This window comes from Streptomyces sp. NPDC018964 (genome assembly GCF_044390325.1).
Classification (GTDB): Bacteria; Actinomycetota; Actinomycetes; order Streptomycetales; family Streptomycetaceae; genus Streptomyces.
On the sequence record NZ_JBIRYZ010000018.1, the window covers coordinates 41,625 to 58,357 of the forward strand.

At 70.9% G+C, this 16,733-nt stretch carries 13 protein-coding genes and 2 pseudogenes; 4 read left to right on the forward strand and 11 right to left on the reverse strand.

The window, feature by feature from the left end; all coding sequences use genetic code 11:
- Window positions 1–219: 219 nt before the first annotated feature.
- The 9 genes from pssA to ACH5AO_RS26160 form a co-directional block, all read right to left on the reverse strand.
- Complete coding sequence (pssA, locus tag ACH5AO_RS26120; protein ID WP_030211852.1) at window positions 220–1,038, reverse strand: CDP-diacylglycerol--serine O-phosphatidyltransferase; 819 nt, start codon at window positions 1,036–1,038, stop codon at window positions 220–222.
- Between the two features lie 22 nt (window positions 1,039–1,060).
- A complete protein-coding gene (locus ACH5AO_RS26125) occupies window positions 1,061–1,717 on the reverse strand; it encodes a phosphatidylserine decarboxylase (protein WP_217135827.1) in 657 nt (218 codons plus the stop codon).
- 170 nt (window positions 1,718–1,887) lie between these two features.
- The gene (locus tag ACH5AO_RS26130; RefSeq protein ID WP_398928647.1) at window positions 1,888–3,093 is read right to left on the reverse strand and encodes an acyl-CoA dehydrogenase family protein; all 1,206 of its coding nucleotides are present in this window, start codon (window positions 3,091–3,093) and stop codon (window positions 1,888–1,890) included.
- Between the two features lie 3 nt (window positions 3,094–3,096).
- Entirely contained in the window at window positions 3,097–3,609 is a 513-nt protein-coding gene (locus tag ACH5AO_RS26135; RefSeq protein ID WP_398928650.1) for a MaoC family dehydratase, read from the reverse strand.
- A gap of 5 nt (window positions 3,610–3,614) precedes the next feature.
- Entirely contained in the window at window positions 3,615–4,577 is a 963-nt protein-coding gene (locus tag ACH5AO_RS26140) for an HpcH/HpaI aldolase/citrate lyase family protein (RefSeq protein WP_398928652.1), read from the reverse strand.
- Window positions 4,574–6,601, reverse strand: coding sequence for a protein meaA (locus ACH5AO_RS26145; protein WP_398928654.1), 2,028 nt, complete (start codon window positions 6,599–6,601; stop codon window positions 4,574–4,576). Before ACH5AO_RS26145 ends, ACH5AO_RS26140 begins: the two co-directional genes overlap by 4 nt.
- A gap of 7 nt (window positions 6,602–6,608) precedes the next feature.
- Entirely contained in the window at window positions 6,609–7,946 is a 1,338-nt protein-coding gene (gene ccrA / locus ACH5AO_RS26150) for a crotonyl-CoA carboxylase/reductase (protein WP_398928838.1), read from the reverse strand.
- A gap of 481 nt (window positions 7,947–8,427) precedes the next feature.
- Window positions 8,428–9,240 (reverse strand): TetR family transcriptional regulator, encoded by an 813-nt coding sequence (locus ACH5AO_RS26155; protein ID WP_398928656.1) that lies wholly within the window; start codon window positions 9,238–9,240, stop codon window positions 8,428–8,430.
- A 163-nt stretch (window positions 9,241–9,403) separates the two neighbouring features.
- Window positions 9,404–11,209 (reverse strand): 3-hydroxyacyl-CoA dehydrogenase family protein, encoded by a 1,806-nt coding sequence (locus ACH5AO_RS26160; protein WP_398928659.1) that lies wholly within the window; start codon window positions 11,207–11,209, stop codon window positions 9,404–9,406.
- Window positions 11,210–11,561: 352 nt separating this feature from the next.
- Here ACH5AO_RS26160 and ACH5AO_RS26165 point away from each other — a divergent pair, with 352 nt between their 5' ends.
- The gene (locus tag ACH5AO_RS26165; protein ID WP_398928661.1) at window positions 11,562–12,137 is read left to right on the forward strand and encodes an adenylosuccinate lyase; all 576 of its coding nucleotides are present in this window, start codon (window positions 11,562–11,564) and stop codon (window positions 12,135–12,137) included.
- Between the two features lie 135 nt (window positions 12,138–12,272).
- On the opposite strand, the pseudogene ACH5AO_RS26170 reads toward ACH5AO_RS26165, so the two are convergent.
- Window positions 12,273–12,434, reverse strand: a pseudogene (locus ACH5AO_RS26170) (RidA family protein); the annotation flags it as partial.
- Window positions 12,435–12,719: 285 nt separating this feature from the next.
- A complete protein-coding gene (locus ACH5AO_RS26175; protein WP_398928663.1) occupies window positions 12,720–12,938 on the reverse strand; it encodes a hypothetical protein in 219 nt (72 codons plus the stop codon).
- 322 nt (window positions 12,939–13,260) lie between these two features.
- Here ACH5AO_RS26175 and ACH5AO_RS26180 point away from each other — a divergent pair, with 322 nt between their 5' ends.
- From ACH5AO_RS26180 to ACH5AO_RS26190, 3 genes and pseudogenes are all read left to right on the forward strand, one after another.
- The gene (locus ACH5AO_RS26180; RefSeq protein WP_398928665.1) at window positions 13,261–13,704 is read left to right on the forward strand and encodes an SRPBCC family protein; all 444 of its coding nucleotides are present in this window, start codon (window positions 13,261–13,263) and stop codon (window positions 13,702–13,704) included.
- 56 nt (window positions 13,705–13,760) lie between these two features.
- Window positions 13,761–13,994, forward strand: a pseudogene (locus tag ACH5AO_RS26185) (hypothetical protein); the annotation flags it as partial.
- Between the two features lie 147 nt (window positions 13,995–14,141).
- Window positions 14,142–16,625, forward strand: coding sequence for a SpoIIE family protein phosphatase (locus ACH5AO_RS26190; protein ID WP_398928667.1), 2,484 nt, complete (start codon window positions 14,142–14,144; stop codon window positions 16,623–16,625).
- The last annotated feature ends 108 nt before the right edge of the window (window positions 16,626–16,733 follow it).

A 16,733-nucleotide genomic window follows, 5' to 3' on the forward strand; every position in this document is an offset into this window, starting at 1 on the left:
TTCCCGTCCCGTCCCTGGGGGCTGCGCCCCCAGACCCCCCTTCGGCCCTGAACGGGCCTTGTCCTCAAACGCCGGACGGGCTGATTTCAGCCCCGTCCGGCGTTTGAGGAGCGGGGTCCGGGGCGGAGCCCCGGGGTCGGGACGGGAAGGGGCTGCGGGGGCGAAAACAAAAGGGCCCCGAACCCGATCCGGGTCCAGGGCCCACAAGCCGCGGCAGCGTTACGGCAGCTGCGCCGCCCGCGCCTCGCGACGGTTGTCGCGGAAGTTGTTCACCCGCCGCGCCGTGGCGAACAGCGGAATCACCGCGCCCATCACCAGCTGCAGCGCACACCCCGTCTGGAGCAGCAGCTGCCCGCTCGGCGCGTCGAACGCCCACGCCGCCAGCAGCCCCATCGACAGCACGATCCACGACAGCATGGCCACCGCGAGGCGGCCCCGCGGCTTCGGGTACTCCACCCGGCTCACCATCAGCCACGCCGTACCGATGATCGCCAGCAGCGTCGCCACGAACGGCAGCTCGAGCAGCACGATCGAGACGACGGTCAGCGCGCCGAACGGCGACGGCATGCCCTGGAAGGTGCCGTCCTTCACCGTGACGCAGGAGAATCTCGCCAGCCTCAGCACCACCGCCAGCAGCACCACGATCGCCCCGACCGCGGCCACTCTCTGGTGCGCGTCGTCCGCGACCATGCCGTAGACCAGGACGAAGTACGCCGGCGCCAGGCCGAAGCTGATGAGGTCGGACAGGTTGTCCAGCTCCGCGCCCATCGGTGAGGAGCGCAGCTTGCGCGCCACCAGGCCGTCGAACAGGTCGAAGACCGCCGCGCACAGCATCAGGATGACGGCGGTGGCCGCGCTGTGGCGGGCCATGCCGGTCTCCTGGCTGCCCTGGAGGTGCGGGATCAGGATGCCGGTGGTGGTGAAGTACACCGCCATGAAGCCACAGGTGGCGTTGCCCAGGGTGAGGGTGTCCGCTATCGACAGGCGGAGCGAGAGGGGCATCTCCTCCTCGTCGTCCGCCTCGTCGGCCTCGGGCACCCAGCCGGCCTGTGTCTCGGGATCAACCACGGTCAATGCGAGTCACCCCAGCCACGGTCTTCTGACCGACCTCGACGGCCACCTCCACGCCCTCGGGCAGGTAGATGTCGACGCGGGAGCCGAAGCGGATCAGGCCGATGCGCTCGCCCTGCTCGACCTTGGTGCCCCGGGGCACGTAGGGGACGATGCGGCGGGCCACCGCGCCGGCGATCTGGATCATCTCGATGTCGCCGAGCTCGGTGTCGAAGTGCCACACGACGCGCTCGTTGTTCTCGCTCTCCTTGTTGAAGGCGGGAACGAAGCCACCGGGGATGTGCTCGACCGACGTCACCGTGCCGGCCAGCGGGGCCCGGTTCACGTGGACGTTGAGCGGACTCATGAAGATCGCGACGCGGGTGCGTCCGTCCTTCCACGGCATGATGCTCTGCACCACGCCGTCGGCGGGCGAGATGACCCGGCCCTGGGCGATCTCGCGCTCGGGGTCGCGGAAGAACCACAGCATCCCCGCCGCCAGCGCGGTGGCGGGGACGGCGACGGCCTTGGCGGCACCCGAGCGGCGGGCGCGCAGAAGGCTGACGGCTGCGGTGGCGACGGTCGGCAGAAGCCACGGCGATGCTCCGCGCGCGAGGCGTACGCCGGCGAGGCTGTCGCGGTGTGCAGAGGTTTGGCTGTGGGGCATGGATGACCTTCGTAGCGGATGATGCCGCGCACTTGCGGGGGACGGCGGCTTTCCGGCGATCGTAGCGGCTCCGGGCCGTAACTGGGTAAGCCAGGCAGCCGAGTCGGAGGCCGAAGAGTGCGTACGGGGTGTGATCACCTTCTCCAAGAAAACACCCCGTATCCGGACATCTAACCCTGGAATCGATACTCTTCGAGCAGTCGGCGACCGATGATCATTTTCTGGATCTCGGCGGTCCCTTCACCGATCAGCAGCATCGGCGCCTCCCGGTAGAGGCGCTCGATCTCGTACTCCTTGGAGAAGCCGTAACCGCCGTGGATCCGGAAGGCGTCCTCCACGACCTCCTTGCAGTATTCGGAGGCGAGGTACTTCGCCATCCCTGCTTCAAGGTCGTTTCGTTCCCCGGAGTCCTTTTTGCGTGCCGCGTTCACCATCATCGCATGTGCGGCCTCCACCTTGGTAGCCATCTCCGCCAGCTTGAACTGGACGGCCTGGTGCTGGGCGATCGGTTTGCCGAAAGTGTGACGCTGCTGGGCGTACCGGACACCGAGCTCGAAGGCACGCTGAGCGACGCCGCAGCCACGCGCCGCCACATTGACACGGCCCACCTCGACCCCGTCCATCATTTGGTAAAAACCTCGGCCGGTGGTCCCGCCAAGCACCCGATCAGCGGAAACGCGCAGGTCGTCCATGATGAGCTCGGTCGTGTCGACGCCCTTGTAGCCCATCTTGTCGATCTTGCCGGGGATGGTGAGGCCGGGGCGGACCTCGCCGAAGCCGGGCTCCTTCTCCACCAGGAAGGTGGTCATCGACTTGTGCGGCGCCGTGCCCTCGGGGTGACCCTCGTCACTCCGCACCAGAACGGCGACCAGCGACGACGTCCCGCCGTTCGTCAGCCACATCTTCTGGCCGTTCAGGACGTACGCGTCACCGTCCCTCACCGCCTTCGACGTGATCGCCGACACATCGGAGCCCAGACCCGGCTCCGACATCGAGAAGGCGCCGCGGACCTCGCCGGCCGCCATCCTCGGCAGGAAGTGGTCCTTCTGCTCCCGCGTGCCGTGCTGCTTGAGCATGTACGCCACGATGAAGTGCGTGTTGATGATGCCGGAGACCGACATCCAGCCGCGGGCGATCTCCTCCACGCACAGCGCGTAGGTGAGGAGCGACTCGCCCAGGCCCCCGTACTCCTCGGGGATCATCAGACCGAACAGGCCGAGTTCCCTCAGCCCGTCGACGATCTGCTGCGGGTACTCGTCGCGGTGCTCCAGCTCGGTGGCGACCGGGATGATCTCCTTGTCCACGAAGTCGCGGACGGTGGAGAGGATCTCCTGCTGGACGTCGGTCAGACCGGCGGTCTGGGCGAGACGGGCCATGGCTTACTTCTCCTGCTCCTTGAGCTCGGGGCGGCCCGGCTGCTCGCCGCCGCGCTCCTTGATGTACGTCTCGGTCGGCACCATCACCTTGCGGCGGAACACGCAGACCAGGGTTCCGTCCTGCTTGTAGCCCTTGGTCTCGACGTGGACGATCCCGCGGTCGTCCTTCGACTTCGACGGCCACTTGTCGAGCACGGTCGTCTGGCCGTAGATCGTGTCGCCGTGGAAGGTCGGCGCCACGTGCCTCAGCGACTCGATCTCCAGGTTGGCGATCGCCTTGCCGGAGACGTCGGGCACCGACATGCCGAGCAGCAGGGAGTAGACGTAGTTGCCCACCACCACGTTCCTGCCGAAGTCCGTCGTCCTCTCGGCGTAATTGCTGTCCATGTGGAGCGGGTGGTGGTTCATGGTGAGGAGACAGAACAGGTGGTCGTCGTACTCGGTGACCGTCTTGCCCGGCCAGTGCTTGTACACCGCCCCGACCTCGAACTCCTCGTAGGTGCGTCCGAACTGCATGGCCGTCACGCCTCCGGGATCTCGAACTTCGACGTGCGCCGCATACCGGCGGCGCGTCCCTTGCCGGAGATGACCAGGGCCATCTTGCGGCTGGCCTCGTCGATCATCTCGTCGCCGAGCATCGCCGAGCCCTTCTTCCCGCCGGCCTCGGACGTGTAGTAGTCGTACGCGTCCAGGATCAGCTCGGCGTGGTCGTAGTCCTCCTGCGACGGCGAGAAGATCTCGTTGGACGCCTCGACCTGGCCGGGGTGCAGCACCCACTTGCCGTCGAAGCCGAGCGCGGCGGCGCGCCGGGCGACCTCGCGGTAGCCGTCCACGTTGCGGATCTGGAGGTAGGGGCCGTCGATCGCCTGGAGGTCGTTGGCGCGGGCGGCCATCAGGATCTTCATCAGGATGTAGTGGTAGGCGTCCGCCGGGTAGCCGGGCGGCTGCTCGCCCACGACGAGGGACTTCATGTTGATGGACGCCATGAAGTCGGCCGGGCCGAAGATGATGGTCTCGACGCGCGGGGAGGCCTGCGCGATCTCGTTGACGTTGTTCAGGCCGCGGGCGTTCTCGATCTGTGCCTCGATGCCGATCCGGCCGACCTCGAAGCCCATCGTCTTCTCGATCTGGGTGAGGAGGAGGTCGAGGGCCACCACCTGCTGGGCGTCCTGGACCTTCGGCAGCATGATGCAGTCGAGGTTCTGGCCGGCACCCTCGACGACCGTCACGACGTCCCGGTACGTCCACTCCGTCGTCCAGTCGTTGACGCGCACGACGCGGGTCTTGCCGGTCCAGTCGCCCTCGTTGAGGAACTTCACGATGGTGTGCCGCGCCTCGGGCTTGGCGAGCGGGGCGCAGGCGTCCTCCAGGTCGAGGAAGACCTGGTCCGCCGGGAGGCCCTGCGCCTTCTCCAGGAAGCGCGGGTTCGAGCCGGGTACCGCCAGGCAGGAACGCCGGGGGCGAAGGCGGTTGACCGTGGTCATGCGGGGACCTCCAGGGGGTCGAGCTTGTTCGCGGTGCGGATCTCGTCGACGATGCGGCCGATGATGCCGGTGATGTCGAAGTCCTTCGGGGTGAAGACCGCGGCGACTCCCGCGGCCCGCAGCTGTTCGGCGTCACCGTTCGGGATGATGCCACCGGCGATCACCGGGATGTCTGTGGCACCGGCCACACGGAGCCGTTCGAGCACGTCCGGCACGAGCTGGGCGTGCGAGCCGGAGAGGATGGACAGGCCCACCGCGTGCACGTCCTCCGCGAGGGCGGCGTCCACGATCTGCTCCGGGGTGAGCCGGATGCCCTGGTAGACCACCTCGAACCCGGCGTCGCGGGCCCGCACGGCGATCTGCTCGGCGCCGTTGGAGTGACCGTCCAGGCCCGGCTTGCCGACCAGGAAGCGCAGCTTGCCGACGCCGAGGTCCTTGGCCGTCCGTTCCACTTTGCGGCGCACCTCCGACAGGGCCGAGCCCTCCTCGGCGGCCACCGCCACCGGGGCGGACGAGACACCGGTCGGCGCCCGGAACTCCCCGAACACCTCCCGCAGCGCCCCCGCCCACTCGCCGGTCGTGACACCGGCGCGGGCACACTCCAGGGTGGCCTCCATGAGGTTGTCGGTGCCGCGCGCGGCCTCCTTGAGCTTCTCCAGCGCCTTGCAGGGGCGCGGGTGGTTGAACGGGGGCTGGTAGCGGGTGTCGCGCCAGTGCTGGAGCGAGGCGATGACGCGTGCCTCCACCGCCGGGTCGACCGTCTGGATCGCGGTGTCCAGGTCGGCGGTCAGCGGGCTGGGCTCGGTGCCCTCGAAGGCGTTGACACCGACGATCCTCTCCTCGCCCGACTCGATCCGGGCCCGGCGCTCGGCGTGCGAGGCGACCAGCTGCGACTTGAGGTAACCGGACTCGACGGCGGCCATCGCGCCGCCCATCTCCTCGATCCGCCCCATCTCCGCGAGCGAGTCGGCGACCAGCTCCTCCACCTTCGCCTCGATCACCTTCGAGCCCTCGAAGATGTCGTCGTACTCCAGCAGATCGCTCTCGTACGCCAGGACCTGCTGGATGCGCAGCGACCACTGCTGGTCCCAGGGGCGGGGCAGGCCCAGGGCCTCGTTCCAGGCCGGCAGCTGCACGGCACGCGCGCGGGCGTCCTTGGAGAGGGTGACGGCCAGCATCTCCAGGACGATCCGCTGGACGTTGTTCTCCGGCTGCGCCTCGGTCAGCCCGAGCGAGTTGACCTGGACGCCGTAGCGGAAGCGGCGGTGCTTGGGGTTCTCGATGCCGTACCGCTCACGGGTGACCCGGTCCCAGATGCGGCCGAAGGCGCGCATCTTGCACATCTCCTCGATGAACCGGACGCCCGCGTTCACGAAGAAGGAGATGCGGCCGACCACGTCACCCATGCGTTCCTGCGGCACCTGACCGGAGTCGCGCACTGCGTCGAGCACGGCGATCGCGGTGGACATCGCGTACGCGATCTCCTGCACCGGCGTGGCCCCGGCCTCCTGCAGGTGGTAGCTGCAGATGTTGATCGGGTTCCACTTCGGGAGGTGGGAGACCGTGTACGCGATCATGTCCGTCGTCAGGCGGAGCGACGGGCCCGGCGGGAAGACGTGCGTCCCGCGGGACAGGTACTCCTTGACGATGTCGTTCTGGGTCGTGCCCTGGAGCCCGGTGATGTCCGCGCCCTGCTCCTCGGCGACGACCTGGTAGAGCGCCAGCAGCCACATGGCGGTGGCGTTGATCGTCATCGAGGTGTTCATCCGCTCCAGGGGGATGTCCTGGAACAGCCGGCGCATGTCACCGAGGTGCGCGACGGGCACCCCGACCCGGCCGACCTCGCCGCGGGCGAGGACGTGGTCGGAGTCGTAGCCGGTCTGGGTCGGCAGGTCGAAGGCGACCGACAGACCCGTCTGGCCCTTGGCGAGGTTGCGCCGGTACAGCTCGTTGGACGCCTCGGCCGTGGAGTGGCCGGCGTACGTGCGCATGAGCCACGGCCGGTCCTTCTGACGCTCACTCATGCGGACCTCAGATGTTCCGGAAGCGGTTGATGGCGTCGATGTGCCGCGCGCGCTTCTCGTGGTCGCGCACGCCCAGGCCCTCCTCGGGCGCCATGCACAGCACGCCGACCTTGCCCTGGTGCAGGTTGCGGTGCACGTCGTAGGCGGCCTGGCCGGTGTCCTCGAGCGAGTACACCTTCGACAGGGTCGGGTGGATCCTGCCCTTCGCGATCAGCCGGTTGGCCTCCCAGGCCTCGCGGTAGTTGGCGAAGTGCGAGCCGATGATGCGCTTCAGCGACATCCACAGGTAGCGGTTGTCGTACTGGTGCATGTAGCCCGAGGTCGAGGCGCAGGTGGTGATGGTGCCGCCCTTGCGGGTGACGAACACCGAGGCGCCGAAGGTCTCGCGGCCGGGGTGCTCGAAGACGATGTCGATGTCCTCGCCGCCGGTGAGTTCACGGATGCGCTTGCCGAAGCGCTTCCACTCCTTCGGGTCCTGGGTGTTCTCGTCCTTCCAGAACCGGTAGCCCTCGGCGCTGCGGTCGATGACCGCCTCCGCGCCCATCGACCGGCAGATGTCCGCCTTCTGCTCGCTGGAGACGACGCAGATCGGGTTGGCGCCGCCGGCGAGCGCGAACTGGGTGGCGTAGGAGCCGAGTCCGCCGCTCGCGCCCCAGATGAGGACGTTGTCGCCCTGCTTCATGCCGGCGCCGTTGCGGGACACCAGCTGCCGGTACGCGGTGGAGTTGACCAGGCCCGGGGCGGCGGCCTCCTCCCAACTCAGGTGATCCGGCTTCGGCATCAGCTGGTTGGACTTCACGAGGGCGAGCTCCGCCAGGCCGCCGAAGTTGGTCTCGAAGCCCCAGATGCGCTGCTCGGGGTCGAGCATCGTGTCGTTGTGGCCGTCGGACGACTCCAGCTCGACGGAGAGGCAGTGCGCGACGACCTCGTCGCCGGGCTTCCAGGCGTTGACGCCGGGGCCGGTGCGCAGCACGACGCCCGCGAGGTCGGAGCCGATGACGTGGTACGGCAGGTCGTGGCGCCTGGCCAGTTCGCTGGTGCGGCCGTAGCGCTCCAGGAAGCCGAACGTCGACAGCGGCTCGAAGATCGAGGTCCACACCGAGTTGTAGTTGACCGAGGAGGCCATGACGGCCACCAGGGCCTCGCCCGGGCCCAGTTCGGGCAGCGGCACGTCGTCAAGGTGGATCGACTTGCGGGGGTCCTTGTCGCGGGTCTCGAGGCCCGCGAACATCTCCGTCTCGTCCTTGTGCACGGTGATCGCGCGGTACGACTCGGGGAGCGGCAGGGCGGCGAAGTCCTCCGACGTGGAGTCGGGCGACTGGATCGCGGCCAGGATGTCCTTCATGGTCACGGTGTTGCCTCCGGCGATGAGCGCCCTGAGGGAGGGGCGCTTGAGGGTTACGTCGGTGTGCTGCTGAGGGTGGGGAGGGGTGCCGTCGGTCCGGCGGTGGTGCTTCGGCAGCGCTGGGTGTGCGCGGGAGGTTGCCTGTGACGCAGGCGTCCGGACGTGCGGGCGAGGGGCCCGCCGGGACTCGCCCGGACCTCTTCAACGTATGGCACGCCGTGTCATCCGACAAGGCACTGGGTGCCAGAACTTGAGCTCAGGTGAAATCTTTACTCATCAGATGAGCGATGATCGATCGAACCGGCCCGGAAACGGGTGCGAAAAACGCCCCTGACATGGCAAAACGGCCACCCGGTGGGGTGGCCGTCATCACAGTGGTGAGCGGCTGGTCAGTACTCCTCGGCGGGGTCGTACAACGCTCCTCGGCGGGTCTGGCCGGCATTCCCCGGCAGGGCCGGCCGGCATTCCCCGGCAGGGCTGCTCAACGCTCCTTGAGCGCCCGCTCGATGGTCCGCATCACCTCGTCCAGCGGGGCGTCCACGTGCGCGACCGTCACCAGGACCTCGCCGTGCGCGGACGCCGAGGACACGGGCGGCTTCGGCGGCGCGGTGCGCCGGCCCGCCATGATCCCGCTGCCGAAGGTCTTGCGGACGATCGCGAAGGCGTGGTCCAGCTGGGCCTCGACGTCGCCCTGGCCGTCGGCCCGCAGCCAGCGCCGCAGCACGTGGTTGTGCGCGGTGACCACGGCGGACGCGGCGACCTCCGCCAGCAGCGGGTCGTCGTTGGCGTCGTCGTCGTGCGCGTGCTCGTCGAAGTGGCCGAGCAGATAACGGGTGAAGAGGCGCTCGTAGCGGGCCACCGACGCGATCTCGGCCTCGCGCAGGGTGGGCACCTCGCGCGTCAGCCGGTAGCGGGCGACCGAGATCTCCGGCCGCGCCGCGTACATCTTCATGACCTCCTTGATCCCACGGCACACCGTGTCGAGCGGATGCTCGTGCGCGGGGGCGGCGTTGAGCACCGCCTCGGCGCGGACCAGGGTGTCGTCGTGGTCGGGGAAGATCGCCTCTTCCTTGGAACGGAAGTGGCGGAAGAAGGTGCGGCGGGCGACCCCGGCGGCGGCCGCGATCTCGTCGACGGTGGTGGCCTCGTACCCCTTGGTCGCGAACAGCTCCATCGCGGCGGCCGCCAGTTCCCGGCGCATTTTGAGCCGCTGGGCGGCGGCACGGGAGCCTGCGGCGCTTTCCGGCGGCTCGGTCGTGGCTGGTGTACGTGCGGACTTGGCGGGCTGGGACATGCCCCGAACGTACTGCATGCGCGCGGCTCGATGCGCGTGACCGGGGGTTCCCCCGCCCTCGGCGGGCGGGGGAGGGGCGACGGGGGCCGGCGGGGGGAACCGGTCGGGGCCGAGCAGCCCGCCCCACTCCGCGCCGCCCTCGGACCGGTCGTCGGGACGCCGCTCAGCGCTTGGCATATTCGCGGAAGCCACGGCCGGTCTTGCGGCCGAGGCAGCCCGCGGCCACCAGGTGCTCCAGCAGCGGCGCCGGCGCGAGCCCCGGATCGCGGAACTCGCGGTGCAGCACCCTCTCGATGGCGAGCGAGACATCGAGGCCGACGACGTCGAGGAGTTCGAACGGCCCCATCGGGTAGCCGCCGCCCAGCCTCATCGCGGCGTCGATGTCGTCGAGCGAGGCGTAGTGCTCCTGCACCATCTTGATCGCGTTGTTGAGGTACGGGAACAGCAGCGCGTTCACGATGAAACCGGCCCGGTCGCCGCAGTCCACGGCGTGCTTGCGGAGCGTGCCGCAGACCCCGCGCACGGTGGCGTGGACGTCGTCGGCGGTCAGCACCGTGCGCACCACCTCGACCAGCTTCATCGCCGGCGCGGGGTTGAAGAAGTGCATGCCGATCACGTCCTGCGGGCGCGAGGTGGCGCGGGCGCAGGCCACCACCGGGAGCGAGGACGTGGTGGTGGCGAGGACCGCGCCCGGCTTGCAGACCTTGTCCAGCGTCGCGAACAGCTGCCGCTTGACCTCCAGGTCCTCGGCGACCGCCTCCACCACGAGATCGACGTCGGCGAGGTCGTCGTAGCCGCCCGTCGGACGCACCCGCTCCAGGATCCGGGCGGCCGCCTCGGCGGTCATCCGCCCCTTGTCGACGGAGCGCGCCAGGGACTTCCCGATCCGGGTCCTGGCCGCCCGCGCCTTCTCCTCGCCGCGGGCGGCCAGGACCACCTCGTAGCCGGCCCCGGCGAAGACCTCGGCGATGCCGGAGGCCATGGTGCCGGAGCCCGCGACACCCACCGAACGCACCGTACGGCCGGGGACCGCGAAGACGTCCCCGAGCGGGGTGAGGGCGTCGCGCACGACCGTCCCGCTGCCCGGCGCCTCGTACGTGTAGAAGCCGCGCCCCGCCTTGCGGCCCGTCAGGCCCGCCTCGCTGAGCTGCTTGAGGACCGGGGCCGGGGCGTGCAGCCGGTCACGGGACTCGGCGTACATGGCCTCCAGGACCGTGCGCGCCGTGTCGACGCCGATCAGGTCGAGCAGCGCCAGCGGGCCCATGGGCAGACCGCAGCCCAGCTTCATCGCGGCGTCGATGTCCTCGCGGGAGGCGTAACGGGACTCGTACATCGCGGCGGCCTGGTTGAGGTAGCCGAACAGCAGTCCGTCGGCGACGAATCCGGGCCGGTCGCCGACCGCCACGGGCTCCTTGCCCAGCTCCAGCGCGAGGTCGGTGACCGCGGTGACGGCCGCGGGGGCGGTCAGCACGCAGGAGACGACCTCGACCAGCCTCATCGCCGGCGCCGGGTTGAAGAAGTGCATGCCCAGCACCCGCTCGGGGCGGGCCGAGTCGGCGGCCAGACGCGTGACGGACAGGGCGTTGGTGCCGGTCGCCAGAACGGTGTCCGGCCGCACGATCCCGTCGAGTTCGCGGAGGATCTGCTGCTTGATCTCGTACGACTCCGGCGCCACCTCGATCACCAGGTCGGCGGCGGCCGCCGCCGCGAGGTCGGTGGAGGTGGTCACACGGGCGAGGAGGTCCGCACGCTGCTCCTCGGTCAGCCTGCCGCGCTCCACGGCGCGGGCGGTCGAGGCCTCCAGGACGGCGACGCACCGGGCGGCCTGCGCCTCGCTGACGTCGATGCCGATGACGTCGCGGCCGGCGCCGGCCAGGACCTCGGTGATGCCGGTGCCCATCGTGCCGAGGCCGACCACGGCGACGGTCCGGAGCGGGGACAGAGGGGTGTCGGAGAGGGGAGTGGCCATCGCGGGACTCCAGGAATGAGGGTGACGACGGGAAGCACGCCCGGGTGCGCCGAAGGGCGCACCGGGTGCGTGCGGGATGCGGGTGTGGACCGGGCTGCGAGCGCACACGCCCGGAACCGCCGGTGAACGACGGCCGATCCGACCGGCCCTGTCCCGGGGCCGAGCCGTACTGCGGTACACGGGGTACCGAACCGACTGCCCCCCAGGGCGGCCGCGTCACCAGACCGCCATGAGGAGGGTCGCGAGTGGGTAACTCGCTCGTCTGAGCTTAACCCGCGGGTAACGAGCGCGCCAGCCCCCGGCTTTGTGATGCGGGTCCCGAGTACCCCGCCCGACCCCTAATCTCTGGGGCATGGACGAAGAGTTGCGATCGCTCACCGAGCGCTTACGGGCGGAGTCGGGCGGATCGACGGCGTACGACCGTATCCTGGCCACGGACGACCCCGACACCCTGGCCGGCGTCCTCACCGCACCCGGACAACCGCTCTGGGCCCGCGAACTGGCCGCGTTCCGGCTGGGACTGGCGGGGGACCGCAGGGCCTTCGAGGCACTCGTCCTCCTCCTCAACCACCGCGACCCGCCGCGCTGCGCCTCCGCCGCCCACGCCCTCGCCCGCCTCGGCGACCCGCGCACCGCACGCGCCGCCGCCGCCCTCGCCACCAACGAACTCCGCGTCGCCTACGCCCTGCACCCGGTCCGCCTGCTCACCGCACTGCGCGCCCCCGAGGCGGTACCGGCCCTGATCACCACGCTGCGGCGGCGGCTGCGCCCCCACGACCCGTACCGCCGGGTCGCGCTGGCCTGTGTGGAGGGACTGGGCGAACTCGGCGACCCGCGCGCCGAACCCGTGCTCGAGGACGCCCTCGCCCATCCGGCGCTGGCCGAGGCGGCGGTCCGCGCCCTGGCCCGGATCCCCCGGCCGCGGTAGGCGTGCCGCCGGCCCCGTACCCGTATCGCGGCCATGCGGTCGCAGTCGTCCACGGTCATCGCGCGCAGCGGGAACCCGCTCATCCGGCCACCACCGCGAACGCCTCGATCTCCATCGGGAACTCCGGGCGGACCAGGCCGGCGCCCCGGTGTCGCCCTCGTCGACGAGCCGGCCGTCCTCGTCCAGGGCGAGCTGGCCGGAGACGGCGACGAAACGGCCCGTGCCCGTCACCACGTGGGTGTACTGGGTCGCGGGGGCCACGCCGTCGGGGGCGGGGATTCCGGACAGGCCGCTCATGGACCCGTCATGGCCCATGGGTACGACAGTCCCGCCCCGACGGGGCGTCAGGCGCTCAGTCCTGAAAGCCGGGCAGGCCGTGCGGGGGTGAACCGCGCGCCGACGTCGGCGCGCGGTTCACCGTCAGCGGCTCAGGGGGTGTGCGCCGACGGGCAGGCCGCCGCTTCGCCCCGGGTCGGCGGCGCGGCTGGTGCGGCACACCTGTTCCGGCGGCGTGCGCGGAGGAACGCGGAGACGCGCCGGAGGGCGTGCCGGCCCGGGCTCGCGGACCTTCGCCGCGAAGGCTCACCGGTCCTTCAGCCGCTCGGTCGTGCGTTTGCGCAGGAGCAGCCACTGCTTGGCGGGAGCGCCGTCCGCCGGGCCCGCGCCGCCGCCCTGGAGCAGCGCGTAGTACGCGGCCGCCCCCGCCCGGGGCACGGCGGGCTGCTGCCCGTGATCATCCCGGTCTATGATCGACGCGGTCATGTTCTTCCAGACCCTGTCGGCCTGCGGTGCGCTGACCATGAGAAGCCACTCCACGTGAATGGGGTCGTCGAGGGGGGTGCGCGCCGCGGGGGCCGGGCGTGCCGGAGGTGCGGGCCGTCTCCGCGGCGGGCAGGGCGATGTCGGTCCCCGGCCGTGTCCGGAGCCCGGTGAGAGCTTCTCCCCGCGCATGACGCCTCCGCGATGTTGCTGCGGCACAGAATAGAACAAGTGTTCCCGTGATCGTGCGAGTGACATCTTCGATCACCCTCCCGATCACATCCGGACCCTCGATTTGGGCGGCCGGGCGCAGGGGTGGTTGGCTTGCCCCGACCCCCGAGAACCCATGCCCTGGAGGTAAGCGATGGCGCAGGTCGAGGCCACTACGGAGCGGATCGTCGCGGCGGACGCGGAAACGGTGTTCGACGCCCTCGCCGACTACAGCGGCACCCGCGCGAAAGTGCTGCCCGAGCAGTACAGCGAGTACGAGGTCCGCGAGGGCGGTGACGGCGAGGGCACCCTCGTGCACTGGAAGCTCCAGGCCACCAGCAAGCGCGTGCGCGACTGCCTCCTGGAGGTCACCGAGCCCACCGACGGCGAACTGGTCGAGAAGGACCGCAACTCCTCCATGGTCACCACCTGGCGGGTCACCCCGGCCGGTGAGGGCCGGTCCCGGGTCGTCGTGACCACCGTGTGGACCGGTGCGGGCGGCATCGGCGGCTTCTTCGAGAGGACCTTCGCGCCCAAGGGGCTCGCCCGCATCTACGACGCCCTGCTGGACAAGCTGGCCGCGGAGGTCGAGAAGTGAGGGGCGGCACCCCCTCGTGAACGGTGCGGAGAGGGCGTCTCACCGGTTCGAGTGATCCCGTCACCGTCCAGGCCGCCCGCGAGATCCGTCAGGACGTCGGACCGGCGGGCGGCGCCGTGCTGCGCGGCACGGCGCGGGCCGGCGGCGGACGGCCCGTCGAGGAGGTGCGCGTGACCCCGCCGGACGCCGCGGGTGACGTCGTCGCCGCCGGTCACCCACTGGTCGCCACCGTGCTCCAGGTGGTCGGCGGCGGCCGGACGGAACGCGGCCTCCGGCTGGGCCACGAGGACCGAAACGGTCGGTCACGCGCGGGAACGCACGCCGGTGCGAGCCGAGGCGGGCAATTCCCGCGATGCCGCACATCGCGGCCGACCGTGGTCGTACGGTGGTGACGGCGGTACAGATCTTGCGCAGCCGGGGGAGAGAGGGCCTGGGCCATGGACCGTGGCACCGAGCGGAACACACCTCCGGACAGCCGCGCGGGAGACGGCGCGGCGGCCGGGCACGGCGACGCCGGCCGTATTCCGCTGGCCGTGGTCGTGGTCGACCGCGACGGACTCGTCTCCCACTGGAGCAGGGGCGCGCGGCGCCTGTTCTCCCTCGCCAAGGAGGACGCGCTCGGCCGGCCCGCGGTCGACCTGCTGCCCGTGACCGGGGCCCTGCCCGAGGACCTCGGGGAACCCGGGGACCTCGAGGAAGAAGAGGACACCCCGTACGGGGCGTACGCCGCCTACGACGATCCGGGACCCGGCCTCGGCGCCACCCTCGACGGCGGTCTGGCCTACCCGGCCGCGGGCCGGGCCCGGCTGCCGGCCGGACCCGGGCGGGCCGACGTGCTGTGGTGGGCCTACCCGCTGGTGGGTCCCGGACGCGAGCGGCTGCTGGTGCTGGCCGCCGACGCGGGCGGACTGCTGCGTGCGGACGGGGCCGGGACGTTCGAGCGGATCGCACCCGGCTTCGCCCTGCACACCGACTTCCCCGGCTCCGAGGACCTCGCCCGCCGGCTCCCCGAGATCCTCCCCAGCATGAGCGTCGGGGAGAGTGCCCACATCGTCGCCCAGATCCTCGAACTGGGCTACCCCGTCCTGGAGTTCAGCCAGAACGACCGGGTGCCCGTCACGCCCGACTGGGGCGTGCCCCGGCGCGCCGAACGCCGGGAGCGGCGGGAGCGGGCCGCCCGCGCCCTCGCGGCCGGCGAGCCGGTGCCCGAGGAACTGCGGGACGAGGTCGAGGACCTCGAGCACGCCGCCGTCCGCGAACGCCTGGAGTTCCTCAACGAGGTCAGCTCCCGGATCGGCACCTCCCTCGACCTGGCGCGCACCATCGTCGAGGTCAGCAAGGCCGTCGTGCCCCGCTTCACCGACGTCGCCGGCACCTACCTGCGGGAACAGGTCGTCGCCGGTGAGGGGTTCGACGAGGGAGTGCCGGACACCACCACCCTGTGGCACCGGGTCGCCCTGGAACACACCGACGAACCCGGCCGCTGGGACGACGTCGTCCCCGTCGGCGAGGCCATGCCCTTCCCGGCGCACACCCCCTTCTTCCAGTGCATGACCACCGGCGAACCCGTCCTGGTGCCGCGCATCAGCGAGGAGATGGGCCACGCCATCGCCTCGCAGTTCGAGAAGCGCGACATCCGGCCGCTGATCACCGGCCGCTCCATGCTGGTCGTCCCGCTGAAGGCACGCCACGTCGTCCTCGGGTTCATGATCCTGCTGCGCCATCCGGAGCGGCAGGTCTTCAACGACATGGACCGGGTCACCGGCGCCGAACTCGCCGCCCGCGCGGGCCTCGTGCTCGACAACGCGCGCATGTACACGTACCAGGAGAACGTCGCCGAGACGCTCCAGGACAGCATGCTGCCGCACATCCCGCCGCGCATGGCGGGCTGCGACATCGCCACCCGCTATCTGCCCGGCACCCTGCTCGGACGGATCGGCGGCGACTGGTTCGACGCGGTGAAGCTGCCCGGCTCCCGCACCGCGCTCGTCGTCGGCGACGTCATGGGGCACGGACTGAACTCGGCCGCGATGATGGGACAGTTGCGCACCGCCGTACAGACCATGGCCGCACTCGACCTGCCGCCCGCGCAACTCCTGCGCAACCTCGACGACCTCGCCCAGCGGCTCGGCGACACCTACCTGGCGACCTGCCTGTACGCCGTCTACGACCCCATCGCGGGCGAGCTGCGCCTCGCCAACGCCGGACACGTCCCGCCCGTGCTGGTGCGCGCCGCCGACGGGCGCAGCGAACTGCTCGACCTGCCCACCGGGGCGCCCATCGGCGTCGGCGGGGTGCCCTTCGAGACGGTGCGCGTGCCCGTGGAGCCCGGTGACCGGCTGGTGATGTGCACCGACGGACTGGTCGAGGTGCGCGGCGAGGACATCGGCGTCGGGCTCGCCACGCTGTGCGAGTCCGCCGCCCACCCGGCCGCCTCCATGGACGACGCCTGCGACACCATCATCCGCGCGCTCAACACCCAGGGCGGCCGCAAGGACGACGTGGCCCTGCTGATGGCCCGCCTCGGCGGCATCGACCCCGACGACGTCGCCGAATGGCGGCTCGTCCCCGAGCCGTCCGAGGTCGGCCGGGCCCGCGCGGTGGTCCGCGAGCAACTCCACGACTGGGGGCTGCCGAAGCTCGCCGACAGCACCGAACTGATGGTGAGCGAACTCGTCACCAACGCCGTACTGCACTCCCACGCCCGCCCCGTCGCCCTGCGGCTGGTGCGCGGCGACACGCTGCTGTGCGAGGTGGAGGACGACGACCACGAACTGCCGACGCTGCTCGACGCGCGGCCGACGGACGAGTTCGGGCGCGGACTGCGCGTGGTCAGCACCCTCGCCCGCCAGTGGGGCACCAGCCGGACGACGGCCGGCAAGAGCGTGTGGTTCGAACTGACGCTGCCGCGACGACGCTGAGCGCCGGTGGTACGACGACACTGAGCGCCGGTGGTACACGGCGCACTCCGGGGCGACGGACCGTGAAGAAACGCGCCGCGCGCTTGTCCGCGCGCCCGGGGCGCGATA